Below are 16305 nucleotides of genomic sequence, written 5' to 3'. Positions count from 1 at the left end.
TTCGAGGGAGGACATGAGGCGGTGGTCGGGGCAAGCGGCGTCGTGGTGTGGTGGCGGCATGAGCTGAGAAAGCGGCGGCGACCGACGCTGGCCCGATAGCGGGTCTGGGAAGTCCGTTCGATGGCTGGTCAGGCATCGTGATGGTGCAGTTGGCCAGGGAAGCGGCGGCGAGCGAGGCTGCTCCGAGGCGGTTGGAGTGGCGCGATGTGGGCCAGCGCCGCGATGCGGTCGAGATGGCGTGGTGTCGTCAGGATGGCGCGATGCGGTCGGATGGCGTGATGGGGGGTCTAAGGCGGCGATGGGCATGATGCGAGGGCGCGTCGCGGCGCATGAAGAGCGTTGTGGCGCTGTGGGGCCGGCGCTGCGTTGGTGCTGACGGAGAGGCGCTGACCGCGGGAAGATCGGGAGGCCTACCGCGGCCGCCGGGAGTTCGAGAGGTCTGGACGGCTACCGCCGTGAGGGTCGCGAGGTTCGGACAGGGGCGTGGGAGGGCGCCGGGGATGTCTGGAGGGGTGCTGGGGATGTCTTCGGCTGGGTCGTTTTCGTGGAGGAAGGGTGGGCTCCGTGTGGGCGGCACGGAGCGCCGTGGCGTACCGGTGATGCCTTGGGCGGTGCTCGTTAGGGCAGGTCGAAGGGCAGCTTGATGCCGTCGAGGGCCGAGCCGCAGGAACAGGTGCGCTCCTCGGGAAGGGCCTGGACGGCGTCGGAGACGAGGGTGCGCATCTTGGCGACGTTCGTGGCGAAGAAGCGGAGCACCTCGTCGTGGGTCACCCCTTCGCCGGCCTCCACGCCGGCGTCATGGTCGGTGACGAGGGACAGCGAGGTGTAGCAGAGGGCGAGCTCCCTTGCCAGGACGGCCTCGGGGTGGCCGGTCATGCCGATGATCGTCCAGCCGTTGCCGGCGAACCATTTCGACTCGGCGCGGGTGGAGAAGCGGGGACCCTCGATGATGACGAGTGTGCCGCCGTCGACGGTGTTCCAGCCGCCAGTTCGGGCTGCGTTGACGGCGACTGCGCGGCCGTCGGGGCAGTAGGGGTCGGAGAAGGAGACGTGGACGGCGCCGCCGGCGTCGTAGTAGGTCTGCACGCGGCCCGACGTGCGGTCGACGAGCTGGTCGGGGACCACGATGGTGCCCGGGCCGTGTTCGGCCTGGAGGGAGCCGACGGCGTTGGGCGCGAGGACCTGGCGGACGCCTAGCGAGCGGAGCGCCCACAGGTTGGCGCGGTAGGGGATGCGATGGGGCGGGTAACGGTGGTCGCGACCGTGACGGGGGATGAAGGCCACCGAGCGCGTGCCGATGCGCCCGACCGTGACCACGTCGCTGGGCGGGCCGTAGGGGGTCGTGACCTCGACTTCCTGTGCGTCGTCGAGGAGGGAGTAGAAGCCTGATCCGCCGATGACGCCGATGTCTGCGCGAGTGACCATGGGCGAGAGAGTAGCGGGAGTGGGTGGGTGGGGGGACGGGCGGAATCGGGTTCTGTGGATAACGGCTGGGTGGGGTGTGGATAACCAGTCCGGGCCTGGTCTGTCTCACGGACGGGTTGGGGAGCGCAACGCGAGGTGCGGCCGTGGGCGGTGCAGGTGGAGGGGTAGTGCCCCTGAGCGCCGCGGGCGGAGGTGGTGAGCGCCACGGGCGCAGGGGCGGCAGTGGCTGGGCTGGCGGAGGTGCGGCTGTGGACGGTGCAGGCGGAGGGGTGGTGCCCCAGACGATGTGGCGCCAGCGGAGCGTGAGTGACGTGGGCGGAATGGTGGCGATCGTGAGTGGTCCGGACGGAGGGCAACAGCGGCAGGGCTGGCGGAGGGGTGGTGCCGCTGATGCGGGGCGTAGGTGGTGGTCGTGAGTGGTCCCGGGCGGACGGGCAGCAGTGGCTGGGCGGGGGTGGCTGGGCAAGCGGTGAGGTGCTGCCCATAACTGTGGGCAGAGAGGTGGTCTTGAGTGGCGCGGGCGGAGGTGGTCGCTGTGCATGGCGTGGCCGAGGGGCTGCGGAGGCGGAGGGGTGGCAGCGGCGGTGGGGTAGAAGCCCGGCGATGAGCTGCAGGTGTGGGTGGGGCGGGTAGAACCAATCGGCGGCTGAGCTCGTCAAATCCTCCGCACCCCATGACCCTTCGGAGGCCGTCGATGAACCTGGAGGCGCTCCTTCCCAGCGACCCCCAGCGGTTGGGCGACTACTGGCTCGCGGGACGGCTCGGCGCGGGCGGGCAGGGAGTCGTCTACGAGGCTTACGACGCCGCCGGTGCCAGAGTGGCGATCAAGGTGTTGCACACCTCCGACCGGGCTCGCTTCGTCAAGGAGGTCACGGCCGCCCGCCGTGTCGCTTCCTTCTGCACGGCCAGGATCCTCGCCGTGGACGTCGACGCGCCCGAGCCGTACATCGTCAGCGAGTACGTCCCCGGCCCGAGCCTGCGCACGGCCGTCGAGCAGTCCGGGCCTTTCGCGGGGGATCCGCTGCACCGCCTGGCGACGGCCGTGGCGACCGCGCTGGTCGCGATCCACGAGGCGGGGGTGATCCATCGCGACCTCAAGCCGGACAACGTGCTCCTCGGCCCCGACGGGCCCCGCGTGATCGACTTCGGTGTGGCGCGGACGGAGGAGATGTCGCTGACGTCGACGGGGTTCGTCGCTGGGACTCCGACGTACATGCCTCCTGAGGTGTTCACGGGGCAGCGGGCCGGTACACCGGCGGACGTCTTCGCGTGGGGCGGCGTGATCCTGTACGCGTCCACGGGCGCCGACCCGTTCATGGACGAGAGTCTGGGCGGGGTGATGCACCGGGTCCTCACGGTGGACCCCGACGTGACCATGCTGCACGAGCCGCTGCGCTCGCTGGTGTCCGCGGCTCTTCGCAAAAGGCCCGGGGACCGGCCCGATGCCAGGGAACTGCTGCTCGGACTGGTCGGCACCGGCCGTTCCGAGGCTGTGGGGGAGGCGCTGCGTACGGGTCCCGACGGCGCACCGGACTCGGGCCTCAGCACCGGCCGCTCCGAAGCCGCTAGGGGAGCGGCGCGGGTCGGTGGTCCGCGGGGGGCTGGGGAGACGTTGCCTGCGGGTGCGCCCGCTGCGGGTTGGCCTGAGGGGTTGCATGACGGTCGTTCTCCGGATGCTGGGGAAGCGGCGCGTGCCGAGGGAGCGGCGCGTGCCGAGGGAGCGGCGGGAGGTGGGGGAGCGGCGTCTGCCGAGGGAGCCGGTGGAGCGGCGTCTGCCGAGGAAGCCAGGGGAGCGTTGCGGGCCGGGCGTCCGGAAGCTGCCGGGGGAGCCTCGCGGGTCGGTGGTCCGCGTGTTGGGGAAACGGAGTATGCCGGTGCTGGGGGTGTGCACGCTTCCCGTTGGCCTGAAGGGGCGGGTGCGGGGCGTTCTGCCGGTGCTGGGGGAGCGGCGGATGCTGAGCGTTCTTCAGCTGGTGAGGAAGCGGCGCCTACCGGGGGAACCGGAGGAGTGGCGCGTACCGGGGGAACCAGGGGAGCGGCGACTGCCGGCCGTTCTCGGAGCGCTGGGGAAGCGGCGGGTGTCGGGGGTTCTTCGGCTGGCGGGGAAGCAGGGCTCGCCGCGGGACTCGGGGGAACGGCGCCTACCGAGGGACCCGGAGGAGCGGCGCCTGCCCCGCGACCTGGGGGAGCGGCGCGTGCCGAGGGGCTTGGGGAAGCGGCGCGTGCCGGGGAGGCGTGGGGTGTCGGGCGGCTCGAGGTTCCTGTAGGGGCGTGGCACGCCGATCCGCCACTGGGCGACCTCGCCGAATCCGTCTACGAAGCGCTCGACCCCGCCGACCAGGCCATGGCGCCCCAGGTGTTCCTGCGGCTGACCGACAGTGAGATGACCCGCCGGGTCCCTCCAGAGGAGCTGCCCGAGGGCGCGGCAGGTGTCGTGGCCGCCTACCGCGCGGCCGGGATGCTCGACGTGGCCAGGCCGTCCGACGTGGCCAGGCCGTCCGACGTGGCCAGGCCGTCCGGCGAGGCCGGGCTGCTCGATGGGGCCGGGCCGCTCAACGCTGACGGGGCCGGATCGCTCGGCGGGGCGGTGGCGATCGTGCATCCGGCTCTGCATCGGGCCTGGCCCCGGCTGCGGGGCTGGATCGAGCAGGAGCGGGACGGCCTGGCGGTTTACCGCGCGTTGAGCGAGGCGGCGCGGCGCTGGCAGACCGGCGGCGACGTCTACCGTGGCGCGGCGCTGGAGGAGGCGCTGCGCTGGGCGGCGACCGGCAGGCGGCATCTGACGCTGACCCGGCGCGAGGCGGCCTTCCTGGAGGCAGGTACGGCTTTGGCGCGACGCGCAACCCGGCGGCGCCGGCTGATGATCGCCGCTCTGGCCGTCCTGCTGGTGGTGGCGACGGTGGCGACCGTCGTCGCGGACCGGCAGCGGCGGGTCATGGCCGAGCAGCATCTGGAGTCGGTGGCCAGGCTGGTCGCGGCGCGGGCGGAGGAACTGCGGGGGTCGGATCCGGTGACCGCGATGCGGCTCAGCCTCGCGGCCGCCGATCTGGCGCCGCTGATGGAGACCCGCGCCGCCCTGTACGGCTCGCTCGCCCAGCCGGAGATCGCCGTCTTCAGCGATCCCGGCGCCCCGCCCGGCGCGTTGCAGGAGTTGAGCGCGGACGGCCAGACGTTCGTCTCGGTGGCCGAGGGGGTCGTGCGGCTGCGGCGACGGACGGGCGAGGTCATTTCCGTCCCCGGCGTGGGGGCTGGGGCCTCCGAGGGTGAGGTCACCTCCGTCCCCGGTGTGGGGGCCGGGGTCTCGGCGGTGGAGCTCAGCCCCGACGGCCGCACGTTGGCCGTGACGGGTGACGAGCACGTCCAGCTCTGGGATGTCGGCTCGGGCAAGCGGATCGGCGGTCCGATCCGGTCGGCCATGAGCGGGTTCAGCCCGACCGGGCGCCTGCTGGCCTCGGAGGCGGACGGAAAGGCCGGGCTCTGGGACGTGGCCAGGCGTCGATGGGTCGACGGCCTGCCCCCGGCGTTCGGCGTGGTCGTGGGGCCGGGCGACAGGGTCGCGGCCATCGGGCAGAGCGACTCCTCGTGGGTGCTGTGGGACCTGCGGCGGCGGCGGAAGCTGGCGGACCTGCCACGCGAGGTCGCGGCGTGGAGCCCCGACGGCAGGGTGCTGGCCGTGCGCACGGGGGAGACGGCCTTCCGGCTGTGGGACGTCGAGAAGAGCGCCTGGCGTGACCATGACGACAGGACGTTCCCGTACAAGGGTGAGGTGGTCTTCACTCCTGACGGCCGGTTCGTGGCGGGGTTGGGGGACGAAGGCGTGCTCCAGCTGTGGAAGGTCGACGCCATCGACCCGGTGATGTCCCATCCGCTCCAGGTCAGCGGCGCGAGGAGCCTGCGGGCGGGGGATCGTGGCCTTCACTTCCTGACGGGCCTGGGTGAGGTCGTCACGGTCGACATCTCCGCCTTCACCGCGCCGGACGTCCTTCCGGACCTTCCCGGCCCGCGCTACAGCGAGTACGCGGCCCTCGCGGGCGCGGCCTTCAGCGCCGACGGCAGGCGGCTCGCGCTGGCGCACCGGTCATGGGTGACCGTGTGGGAGAGCGCGACCAGGCGGCGGATCGCCCGGGTTCCCGGTGGGGGCGCCGGGCGGCTCGCCTTCAGCCCTGACGGCCGGACGCTCGCCGTCCCCTCGGCGTCGTCCGTGGCGTTGTGGGACGTCGCCTCGGGAACCGGGCGCGGCTCGCTGCCCGGATGGGACGCCGTGTTCGACCCGGGCGGCACGGTCATCGCCGTGGCGACCGAGAAGGCGACCGAGCTGTACGAGGTGGCCACGCGCCGGCGCGTCCTGCGTCTGCCGCCGGGCGACGGCATGGTCTTCAGTCCCGACGGCCGCCTCGTCGCCGTCCGGGGTGCGGGTGACGGCGGCGGGTTGCGCGTGTTCGAGACGCGGTCGGGCAAGGAGGTCAGGATCCCCGGCCACCTCGGCGCTACGTCGGTCGCCTTCAGCCCCGACGGGCGCACGTTCGCGGTGGGCGAGGCGTCCCTTCGCGGGAGGGTCGTCCTGGTCGACAGCCGGACGTGGCAGCGCTCCGGGTACGCCTTCACCCGCGAGGAGGTCGCCGGCGAGCACCTGGCGATCTCCCGGGAGGGCATCCTGGCCGTGGCGCAGGAGGGCACGGTGCGGCTGTGGGACCTGACCGGCCGCCGGGTGATGGGCCTGCCCGTCGCCGTCTCGCCGGAGGGCGTCGTGGCGCTGGCCTTCGGTGACGGCGTCCTCCACATCGCCAGTGGCGACGGCAGCCTGCGGGCGTTCCCGATCGAGCGGGGCAGGGCGAAGGCGGCGGTCCGCGCCCGCGCGGGCGGCCCTCTGTCGGCCGCCGAATGGCGGCGGCACATCCCGGAACTGCCCTATCCCGGCAAGTAACCGCACTCCACCACGTAGCCGGATGATCGCGAAGAGTATGCTCGCCTCGACGGGACGGTCCGAGGGGAAACCATGCCAGAGCGTCAGAAGGACCAGGAGGAAGGCCGGCGCCAAGGTCTCGGCCTGATCATCCTCGCGCTCATGCTCGGCATGCTCCTGGCCGCCCTCGACCAGACGATCGTCTCCACGGCCCTGCCCACGATCGTCAGCGACCTCGGCGGCCTGGAACAGCTGTCCTGGGTCGTCACCGGCTACCTGCTCGCCTCGACCGTCTCCACCCCGCTCTGGGGCAAGCTGGGCGACCAGTACGGCCGCAAGCACCTCTTCATCGCCGCGATCGTCATCTTCATCATCGGCTCCGCCCTCTGCGGCCTGAGCCGGTCCATGGGCCAGCTCATCGCCTTCCGCTCGTTGCAGGGCCTGGGCGGCGGCGGCCTGATGGTCCTCGCCCAGGCGATCGTCGGCGACGTCGTCCCGCCGCGCGAGCGCGGCAGGTACCAGGGCTTCTTCGGCGCCGTCTTCGCGGTGGCCAGCATCGTCGGCCCGCTGCTCGGCGGGTTCTTCGTCGACCGCCTGTCCTGGCACTGGGTCTTCTACATCAACCTGCCCGTGGCCGCCGTCGCCCTGGCGGTCATCGTCGCCGTCCTGCCCGGCCGTACCACCCGGACGCGCCACACGATCGACTACGCGGGCATCGTCCTGCTCGGCGGCGCGACGTCCTGCCTGGTCCTGCTGGCGACGTGGGGCGGCACCACCTACGCCTGGTCCGGCCCGGTCATCCGGGGGCTCGGGCTGGCCGCGGTGGCCATGCTGGCGGGCTGGTGGTTCGTGGAGCGGCGGGCCGCCGAGCCGGTGCTGCCGCCGCGGCTGTTCGCGACGCGCAGCTTCACGGTGACGTGCGCGGTCGGCTTCGTCGTCGGGTTCGGCATGTTCGGCGCGCTGACCTACCTGCCGCTGTTCATGCAGGTCGTCTACGGCGTGAGCGCCACCCTGTCGGGCATCCACCTGCTCCCCATGATGGCCGGCATGCTCACCATGTCGATCGTGAGCGGCCAGGTCATCTCGCGTCACGGCCGCTACAGGGCCTTCCCGATCGCCGGCACGGCCGTGGCCACGGCCGGGATGTTCCTGCTCTCGCGCCTGACGGAGACGAGCTCCACCCTCGTCATGAGCGTCGACCTGCTCGTCCTCGGGGTGGGGCTCGGCATGACCATGCAGGTGCTGGTGATCGTGGTGCAGAACGCGGTCGGTTACGCCGACCTGGGCGTGGCCACCTCGGGCGCCACGTTCTTCCGGTCGATCGGCGGCTCGTTCGGCGTCGCCGTCCTTGGATCGGTCTTCACCGCCACGCTCAACGAGGACCTGCGGCTGCTGCTGACCACCGTGCGGCTGCCCCCGGGGTTCGACCCCGAGCAGGTGCGGGCCGATCCGACGATCGTCCAGCGGTTGCCGCCCGCGCTCGCGGCCGACTTCCTGCACATCTACGCCGACGCGATCTCCAGCGTGTTCGCGGTGGCCACGCCGATCATGCTGGTGGCGTTCGTGCTGTCGTGGTTCATCCCCGAGAAACCGCTGAAGAAGACGGTCGCGGCCGGCGACATCGGTGAGGGGCTGGGCGCGACCTCGGCCGAACGGTCGTCACTGGCCGAGGTCGAGCGGGGTCTGATGCGCCTGGCCGACACCGAGCTGCGCAAGGACTACTACGCGAGGCTCGGCGAACTGGCCGGACTCGACGGCGTCTCGCCGGCGGGCGTCTGGATCATCGCCAGGCTCGGCGGCCACGGGTGGGTACGGGCCCAGGACCTCGCCGACCGCGGGAAGGTCACGCGGGCGGAGGGCGGGCCGTACACCGCGCAGCTGATCGCCATGGGGCTGGTCAGGCGGTCAGCGGACGGCGAGTCGCTGAGGCTCACGGCCGAGGGCGACCGGGCGTACACGGCCCTGCTCGGGCGGGCCAGGGACGGGCTCAGGGAGCTGGTCGCCGACTGGGGCACGCACCCCGAGCTGCACCAGCTGCTGGACAGGTTGTGCCCGCAGCTGCTCGGCGCGGACGCCGACCGGCCCGGTTAGCTGGTGGCGGCGGGAGCCGCGGCCGGGGAGGGCGTGGCGGCCGGGGTGCTGCTGCTGCTCGTGCTCTCCGCAGGCTTGGCCGCCGTCGTGGTCGACGTGGTCGTCGACGACGAGGAACGGTTGTCGGTGCGGTAGAAGCCCGAGCCCTTGAAGACGATGCCAACGGCCGAGAACACCTTGCGGAGCTGGCCCTCGCAGGAGGGGCACACCGTCAGGGCGTCGTCAGAGAACTTCTGGACGACCTCGAGTGGCTGGCCACAGTCATTGCAGACGTACTGGTACGTGGGCACGCGCTCCTCCTTAGGTTGGCACTCGACCTACGCGACTGCTAATCATAAACACTCCTCGGCAGCGGCTCATTCCATACCGCGCTCGCCGTACCATCCCGCCAGCTTGCCCCTGCGGCTGACCGCGCGCATCCGGCGCTCGACCTGGTCCCGGCAGGAGGCCGTGGTGACCACCAGCAGCTGGTCGTCCGACCTGATCCTGGTGGTGACGGTGGGGACGAAGCTGCGGCCCTCCCTGACGATCAGCGTGACGTTCGCGTCGGCGGGCAGGCGCAGCTCGAAGATCTCCACACCGTGGAGCAGCGAGCCCTGGGGCACCTTGATCTGGAGCAGGTCGGCGTTCAGCTCCTCCAGCGGCGCCGACTCCACGTCGAGGTCGAGCGGCTCGCCCTCGGTGGCGATGCCGAGCAGCCTGGCGACGTACGGCAGGGTCGGACCCTGCACGAGCGTGAACACGATGACGATCACGAAGACCTGGTTGAACAGGTGCTCGGCGTTGCCGACGCCCGCCGCCCAGGGGATCGTGGCCAGGACGATCGGCACCGCGCCGCGCAGTCCCGCCCACGACAGGAAGGCCTGCTCGCGCCAGTCGATGCGGTCGAGGCGGGCGATCCGCACCAGCCACGCGCAGACGACCACCGACACCGGCCTGGCCAGCAGCAGGAGGACCGTTCCCGCGATGAGCGCGGGCACGATGTCCTCGGACATCTCGCTCGGGCTGGCCAGCAGGCCGAGCATCACGAACAGGCCGATCTGCGCCAGCCACGCGAGACCTTCGGCGAACCCGCGGGTGGCGGCCCGGTGCGGCAGCCTGGCGTTGCCCAGGATCAGTGCCGTCAGGTAGACGGCCAGGAAGCCCGAGCCGTGCAGCAGGACGGCGCCGCCGTACGCGACGAAGGTCAGCGCCAGCACCGCGAGGGGGTAGAGGCCCGAGGCGGGCAGCGCGACGCGGCGCAGCGCGTAGGCGCCGGCCGGGCCGAGCAGGCAGGCCACGCCCGCGCCGATGGCCAGCTCCATCACCGCCTCGAGGACGAACTCGCCCAGACTGGGCACCGGCCGCGCCACCTGGCTGAGCAGCACGACGACGATGACCGTCGGGGCGTCGTTGAAGCCCGACTCCGCCTCCAGGATGCCCGCCAGGCGGCTGGGCAGCGGGAGCCTGCGCAGCACGGAGAAGACCGCCGCCGCGTCGGTGGAGGCCAGCACGCCGCCGAGGATGAGCGCGGTGCGCCAGTCGGCCCCCAGCAGTCCTTGGACGGCCAGCGCCACGACCACGATGCTGACCGCCACCCCGACGGTGGCCAGCGCGAGCGCGGTGGGCACCGATCGGCGGACATGGCTCCACGTCGTGGTCAGACCACCCTCGGCCAGGATCAGCGCCAGCGCGCCGAGGCCGATCTGCTGGGCGAGCATGGGGTCGTCGAAGGGGATCCCGAAGCCGCTCTCGCCGAGCAGGAGCCCGAACCCGAGGAAGAGCAGGAGGCTGGGCAGGCCGCTGCGGTGGGCGACCCGTACCGAGGCGATGGCCGCGATGACGACGGCTGCTCCCAGAAGAAGCCAGACGTCGAGTTTCATCCGGCCCCCTCTCCTGTCCTGAGGGCTATTGTCGCGTACTTGCCGAGCTAGTCCGCCCTGACTGGTCCTGCCTGGTTACGCCGGTTTGTGGACGTTCGTCAGGCCACTCGGCTGCATCACCCACTTGACGCGCTGGTCGTGCGGCTCGGCCGGGACGCCGCTGATCAACTCGCCGTCGTGGAGGAGCGCGACCGTCGGCACGTTCGGCCCGACCCTGGCCAGCGCGCGGTCGTAGGAGCCGCCGCCGCGGCCGAGCCGTACCCCCGAGTCCTTGTCGACGGCCAGCGCGGGGACGATGACGAGCGCGGCGGTGCGGACGGCGTCGACGCCTCTGCGCGTGTCGACCGGCTCCATGATCCCGAAGCGCCCGGGGGCCAGCGTGTCAGGGCCGTCGTAGACCGCCCAGTCGAGGTCGTTGTCGTCGCGCAGCACCGGCAGCATGACCGTCGCGCCGTGCTTCCACAGCGCGAACACCAGCCCGTGCGTGTCCGGTTCGGTGCCGATCGACCAGTAGCACGCCACCAGGCCGGCCATCTGCACCCACGGCTGGTCGAGCAGTGTTTCGCGGATCGTGCGGGCGTCGTCTCGCCGTTTCTGCTCGGTAATGGCGGCACGCTGCTCGGTCAGCCGGCGGCGCAGCTTCAGCTTGTCCACAGATACCTCCAGTAGGGTCCCCTGTATGGCTGACTTCGACCCAGTGACGAAAGCCGTCGTGCCTGCCGCGGGCATGGGCACCCGGTTCCTTCCGGCGACCAAGGCAACTCCCAAGGAGATGCTGCCGATCGTCGACAAGCCCGCGATCCAGTATGTCGTCGAAGAGGCCGCTTCCGCCGGACTGCTCGACGTGCTGATGGTGACCGGCAAGAACAAGCGTTCCATCGAGGACCACTTCGACCGCGCCTTCGAGCTGGAAGGTGCCCTCGAGGCCAAGGGCGACGAGGAGCGGCTGTCCCAGGTCCTCGAGCCCGCCTCGCTGGCGACCCTCCACTACGTACGGCAGGGCGAGCCCAGGGGCCTCGGGCACGCGGTGCTCTGCGCCAAGCAGCACGTCGGCGACCACCCGTTCGCGTGCCTGCTCGGCGACGACCTGATCGACTACCGTGACGAGCTGCTCAAGCGCATGATCGAGGTGCGCGGCACCTACGGCGGCAGCGTCATCGCGCTGATGGAGGTGCCGAAGGAGCAGGTCTCCCTGTACGGCGTGGCCACCATCGAGGCCACCTCCGAGGACGACGTCGTCCGCGTCACCGACCTGGTGGAGAAGCCTCCGGTGGAGGAGGCGCCGTCCAACTGGGCGGTCATCGGGCGCTACGTGATCGACCCGGCGGTCTTCGAGGTGCTGGAGAACACCCCGCCAGGCCGCGGCGGCGAGATCCAGCTCACCGACGCGCTGCGCACGCTCGCGGGCCGCGGCGGCGAGGAGGGTGGTCCCGTCCACGGCGTGCTGTTCCGCGGCCGCCGCTACGACACCGGTGACAAGCTCGACTACCTGCGCACCGTCGTGAAGTTCGCGGCCGATCGCGAGGATCTCGCCCCGGAGTTTGTACCGTGGCTGCGTGAGTTCCTCGATGAAATCGGTTGACGCGCACCTGGCCGACATCCTCGCCACGGTGCGCACGCTGGCCCCGCTCGAGGTCGAGCTCGAGCGGGCGCTCGGCACCACGCTGGCGGAGGAGATCTCCTCGCCGGTGCCGCTGCCGCCGTTCGACAACTCCGCCATGGACGGCTACGCCGTCAGGTTCGTCGACGTCGCCGACGCGCCGGTGACACTTCCCGTCATCGACGACGTCGCGGCGGGCTCGGCGGAGCTCAGGGCGATCGGGCAGGGGCACGCCGTCCGCATCATGACGGGCGCGCCGCTGCCCGCCGGCGCCGACGCGGTCGTGCCCGTGGAGTGGACCGACGGCGGCACCGCCACCGTGCGCGTCGACCGCCCCGTAGCCAAGGGCCATGCCATACGGCGGGCGGGCGAGGACGTGCAGGCCGGCCAGGTCGTGCTGAAGCCCGGCACCCGCATCGGCGCCGCGCAGCTCGGCATCATCGCCGGCACCGGCCGCCGCAGGGTGCTGGTGCGCCCGCGCCCGCGCGTCGTCGTGCTCTCCACCGGCGCCGAGCTGGTCGAGCCCGGCGCCCCGCTCGGCCCAGGCCAGATCTGGGACTCCAACAGTTTCACGCTCACCGCGGCCGTCCGCGAGGCGGGCGGCGACGGCTTCCGCGCGGGCACGGTGTCCGACGACCCTGCCGCCTTCCTCGACCAGCTCGACGCGCAGCTGGTGCGCGCCGACGTGGTCATCACCAGCGGCGGGGTGTCCATGGGCGCCTACGAGCCGGTCAAGGAGGCGCTCAGCCCGCTCGGCACGGTCCGCTTCGAACGCGTGGCGATGCAGCCCGGCATGCCGCAGGGCTTCGGCGTGGTCGGCGACGACCAGGTGCCGATCTTCACGCTGCCGGGCAACCCGGTGTCGTCCTACGTGTCGTTCATGATCTTCGTACGGCCCGCGCTGCGGAAGATGAGCGGGCTGCCCGCCGGACCCTCGCCCGTCCACACCGCCCAGACGCTGGCCCCGCTCAGGTCGCCCGCGGGCAAGCGGTCGTTCCTGCGGGGCGTGCTGTCCGACGACGGCACGGTGGTGACGCCCGTCCACGGGCAGGGTTCACACCAGCTGGCGGCGCTCGCGTCGGCGAACTGCCTGATCGTGGTGCCGGAACAGGTGACCGATCTGCCCTCAGGGGCCGCAGTACAGGTGATTCGGATATGAGTGGATTCACACACCTCGACCCCACGGGCGCGGCGCGCATGGTCGACGTCGCCGGCAAGGACGTCTCCGTCCGGACGGCCACGGCCACCGGACGGGTCGTGCTCTCCGGCGAGGTCGTCGCGCTGCTGCGCTCCGGCGAGGTGCCCAAGGGCGACGCGCTCGGCGTGGCGCGCATCGCGGGGATCATGGGGGCCAAGCGCACCCCCGACCTGATCCCTCTCTGCCACCCGATCGCCGTCCACGGCGTGTCGGTCACGCTCGACGTGGTCGACACGGGAGTGGACATCACCGCCGTGGTCAAGACCGCCGACCGCACCGGGGTCGAGATGGAGGCGCTGACCGCGGTGACCGTCGCCGCGCTGGCGCTCATCGACATGGTCAAGGCCGTGGACCCGGCCGCGGTCATCACCGACGTGCGGGTGGAGGAGAAGACGGGCGGCAAGACCGGGGTATGGAGACGCCCTTGATCCGCGCGCTGGTCATCACCGTGTCGAACCGCGCCTCGGCAGGGGTCTACGAGGACAAGTCAGGGCCGCTGCTGGCGTCGCTCCTGGCGGCGGAGGGGTGTGAGGTGTCCGGCCCCGTCGTGGTCCCCGACGGGCCGCCCGTCGAGGAGGCGCTCAGGGCCGGCGTGGCCGAGGGGTACGCGGTCGTCGTCACCACCGGCGGCACCGGGCTGACCCCCCAGGACCTGACACCCGAGATGACGGCCAAGGTCATCACCCGCGAGATCCCCGGCATCGCCGAGGCGATCCGGCAGGCGAACAGGGAGCGGGTGCCGACGTCGGTGCTGTCGCGCGGGCTGGCGGGGCAGGCGGGCGACACGTTGATCGTGAACCTGCCGGGGTCGTCGGGCGGGGTGCGGGACGGCGTCGCCGTCCTGGCACCGATCCTGCGGCACGCGGTCGACCAGATCCACGGCGGCGACCACCCCCGCTGACGCGCCGGCTCGGCTCGCGCTCCCTTGCCTTTCTCGGCACGTCCGGCGCTCCTCAGCCAGCCTCCGGTGGCTACGCTCCGTAGCGGGACGGCGGGCTCGGTGGGAGAGTCGCCTCCTTCCGTCATGGTGGTCGCCTCCGTGCACCGCATCGCCGAACGGCACGCCACCACCGCCCTCCTGTCGGTGACGTCGCCGCGGCGTCCGGAGAGGAGCTTTGCGGCGCCCGGGATGAGCCCCGTGGCGTCCGGGAAGAAGCTCCGCGCCTGGAGAGGAGTATTGCGCCTGGAGAGGAGCCCCGCGCCTGGAGACGAGCCCCGCAGCGTCCGGGGAGGAGCTTTGTGGCGTCTGGGGACGAGCCCCGTGCCTGGAGGGGAGCCCCGCGGCGCCTGGAGACGAGCCCCCGGGACAGCGTTCCCCGCGGACCAGGGGGATCCATGGCGGCTTCGCCGTGTTCCGGGGGATGATGAGTGACGTGGATCGACTTCGTGGCTGGCCGGCGACCCTGACCGAGGGGCCCGTGGGACTACGTCCCCTCCGCCTGGCGGACGTCCGCGTGTGGCGCGACACCCGCCTGCGCAACGCCGACTGGCTGCGTCCCTGGGAGCCGAGCAACCCCGAAACGCCCCTGTTCAGGACCGGCCTGGGGCCGTACCTCTCGATGGTCGCCACCCTGCGCAGAGAGGCCCGCCAGGGGCTCGCCATGCCGTGGGTCGTCACCTACGAGGGCAGGTTCGCAGGTCAGCTCACCGTCGGCGCCATCGTGTGGGGCTCGGCCCGCACCGCTCAGGTCGGCTACTGGATCGACGGCGCGCTCGCCGGACGCGGCATCACCCCCACCGCGCTGGCCATGGCCGTCGACCACTGCTTCTTCACCAGCGGCCTCCACAGACTCGAGGCGAACATCCGTCCCGAAAATCACGCCAGCCGCAGAGTGGTTGAGAAGCTCGGGTTCAGGGAAGAAGGCATTCGTAGGCGTCAGCTCCACATCGACGGGGCCTGGCGCGACCACATTTGTTACGCGCTGACCGTGGAAGACGTGCCCCGCGGGCTGCTCGTGCAGTGGCGTCGCGCGGGGTCGTCGCATGAAGAGGTTTGACGATCTCGCGACACACCGCACCGAATACTCGTCAATTAGTGACACGCGGTCTTACGGTGCGTGACGTGAGCACATCGAAGACGCCAAGAACACGCACGCGTCTTCGTGCTGCCCGCAGGACCGTTCCCGGGGCGTCCACGACGCTTGGTACGGCCCTTCCTGGCGCTCGGAGGTGGCCGTGAGCAGCGTGTTGCTGTACCTCGCCATCGTGGTGATGTGGCTGTGCGTGCTCGTGCCGATGTGGTTGCGCAGAGACCGGAGCAACCTGGCCGAGCTCGAGGAGTTCTACGCGGCCGAGATCACCGGACCTGTCCCGACCATGGCCGCCTCCTCCTCTGTGGAGTCGCAGGACTCCGAGCCCGTCGAGCCGTACGACACGATCAGCGACCTCACGCAGCCGCCGGTCGACCTGCGTCACCTGCGCGCCCGCCGTCGAGCGATCATCGTAGCGCGCCGCAGGAGGATGCTGTTCTTCTCGATCCTTCTGGTGCTCGCCTCCGTGGTGACCGCCGCCGTCCAGGTCATCCCCTGGTGGGGGGTGGCGCCCGCGGGCGTCCTGCTCGCTTCCTACCTCACCGTGCTGCGCATCGCCACCCGCATCGACAGGGAACGCCGCCTCCGCGCCGCCGAGGCCCGTGCCGCCCACCTGCGCCGCCAGCGCGAACGGCGCCGCGCCGAGACTCTGGCCGCCGAGCAGGCCGAGGCCGAGATCATCGAGTTCCGGCAGCCCGACGTGCTCTTCGACCAGTACGCGGACCCGCCTCGCCGCGCGGTGGGCGACTGAGGCGCGCACGCGCGGCGCGTGGTTGGCGCGAGGACCCTTGGAAGTTTGCTAATCTAGTCGAGGTCCTTGGGGATGTAGCGCAGTCCGGTAGCGCACTTCGTTCGCATCGAAGGGGTCAGGGGTTCGAATCCCCTCATCTCCACCAGGAAGATGCAGGTGAGAAGGGTCCTCGGAGTAATCCGGGGGCCCTTTTCTCATGTCTGGAAGTCGATGGGAGCCAATCGGGGAGCCATCTCACTCGGATTCTCTATCCGTGTCGGCTGTCGCCGAAGAGTCGTGTTCATCGTGTGGGCACCCATGATCACCGGCCTGAGCTGGTGCCGGTACACGGCTGCGGTGACGCTGGTGCCCGCGTGCTCGACGAGATCGGCGATGGTCTCGATGGGTACGCCCTGGCGGCCTTGAGCACGGCTTCTGCCTGTTGCCGCGTGAGCGCCTTGCGGGG

12 protein-coding genes and 1 tRNA gene are annotated in these 16305 nt (G+C 71.6%); 9 read left to right on the top strand and 4 right to left on the bottom strand.

Annotation, left to right across the window (positions count from 1 at the left end; translation table 11 throughout):
* Positions 1-618: 618 nt before the first annotated feature.
* Positions 619-1425 (bottom strand): S-methyl-5'-thioadenosine phosphorylase, encoded by an 807-nt coding sequence (locus ACWDLG_RS10610; RefSeq protein WP_449918226.1) that lies wholly within the window; start codon positions 1423-1425, stop codon positions 619-621.
* A 673-nt stretch (positions 1426-2098) separates the two neighbouring features.
* Here ACWDLG_RS10610 and ACWDLG_RS10605 point away from each other — a divergent pair.
* Together ACWDLG_RS10605 and ACWDLG_RS10600 are read left to right on the top strand one after the other, a co-directional pair.
* Complete coding sequence (locus ACWDLG_RS10605) at positions 2099-6349, top strand: protein kinase domain-containing protein (protein ID WP_449918224.1); 4251 nt, start codon at positions 2099-2101, stop codon at positions 6347-6349.
* A 72-nt stretch (positions 6350-6421) separates the two neighbouring features.
* Entirely contained in the window at positions 6422-8419 is a 1998-nt protein-coding gene (locus ACWDLG_RS10600) for an MFS transporter (protein WP_449918222.1), read from the top strand.
* Here ACWDLG_RS10600 and ACWDLG_RS10595 read toward each other — a convergent pair.
* From ACWDLG_RS10595 to ACWDLG_RS10585, 3 genes are all read right to left on the bottom strand, one after another.
* On the bottom strand, positions 8416-8709 hold the full coding sequence (locus tag ACWDLG_RS10595; RefSeq protein WP_354905306.1) for an FmdB family zinc ribbon protein: 294 nt from the start codon (positions 8707-8709) through the stop codon (positions 8416-8418). The two genes, ACWDLG_RS10600 and ACWDLG_RS10595, sit on opposite strands and share 4 nt — an antisense overlap.
* 66 nt (positions 8710-8775) lie before the next feature.
* Positions 8776-10281, bottom strand: a complete 1506-nt coding sequence (locus tag ACWDLG_RS10590) for a potassium/proton antiporter (protein WP_449918219.1) — start codon at positions 10279-10281, stop codon at positions 8776-8778.
* A 75-nt stretch (positions 10282-10356) separates the two neighbouring features.
* Positions 10357-10935 (bottom strand): 5-formyltetrahydrofolate cyclo-ligase, encoded by a 579-nt coding sequence (locus ACWDLG_RS10585; protein WP_449918217.1) that lies wholly within the window; start codon positions 10933-10935, stop codon positions 10357-10359.
* 25 nt (positions 10936-10960) lie between these two features.
* Between ACWDLG_RS10585 and galU the strand changes: the two genes are divergently transcribed.
* The 7 genes from galU to ACWDLG_RS10550 all read left to right on the top strand — a co-directional run bounded on the left by galU (position 10961) and on the right by ACWDLG_RS10550 (position 16005).
* Positions 10961-11863 (top strand): UTP--glucose-1-phosphate uridylyltransferase GalU, encoded by a 903-nt coding sequence (gene galU, locus ACWDLG_RS10580; RefSeq protein ID WP_449918215.1) that lies wholly within the window; start codon positions 10961-10963, stop codon positions 11861-11863.
* Positions 11850-13040 carry a molybdotransferase-like divisome protein Glp gene (gene glp, locus ACWDLG_RS10575; protein ID WP_449918214.1) on the top strand — a complete coding sequence of 397 codons (1191 nt, stop codon included), beginning with the start codon at positions 11850-11852 and terminating at the stop codon, positions 13038-13040. Before galU ends, glp begins: the two co-directional genes overlap by 14 nt.
* Positions 13037-13507, top strand: a complete 471-nt coding sequence (gene moaC, locus ACWDLG_RS10570; RefSeq protein WP_449918212.1) for a cyclic pyranopterin monophosphate synthase MoaC — start codon at positions 13037-13039, stop codon at positions 13505-13507. Before glp ends, moaC begins: the two co-directional genes overlap by 4 nt.
* A complete protein-coding gene (locus tag ACWDLG_RS10565) occupies positions 13492-13980 on the top strand; it encodes a MogA/MoaB family molybdenum cofactor biosynthesis protein (protein WP_354905317.1) in 489 nt (162 codons plus the stop codon). Before moaC ends, ACWDLG_RS10565 begins: the two co-directional genes overlap by 16 nt.
* A 463-nt stretch (positions 13981-14443) precedes the next feature.
* On the top strand, positions 14444-15076 hold the full coding sequence (locus tag ACWDLG_RS10560) for a GNAT family N-acetyltransferase (RefSeq protein WP_354905972.1): 633 nt from the start codon (positions 14444-14446) through the stop codon (positions 15074-15076).
* 178 nt (positions 15077-15254) lie between these two features.
* Positions 15255-15860: a divisome protein SepX/GlpR gene (gene sepX / locus ACWDLG_RS10555; RefSeq protein ID WP_449918208.1), complete on the top strand. Its 606-nt coding sequence runs from the start codon at positions 15255-15257 to the stop codon at positions 15858-15860.
* 68 nt (positions 15861-15928) lie between these two features.
* Positions 15929-16005 (top strand) — tRNA-Ala (locus ACWDLG_RS10550).
* Positions 16006-16305 lie beyond the last annotated feature (300 nt).

It is taken from the genome of Nonomuraea sp. NPDC003727, assembly GCF_053586935.1.
Note: the sequence above shows the minus strand (reverse complement) of the source record. Positions and strands in the feature narration are given on the sequence as shown.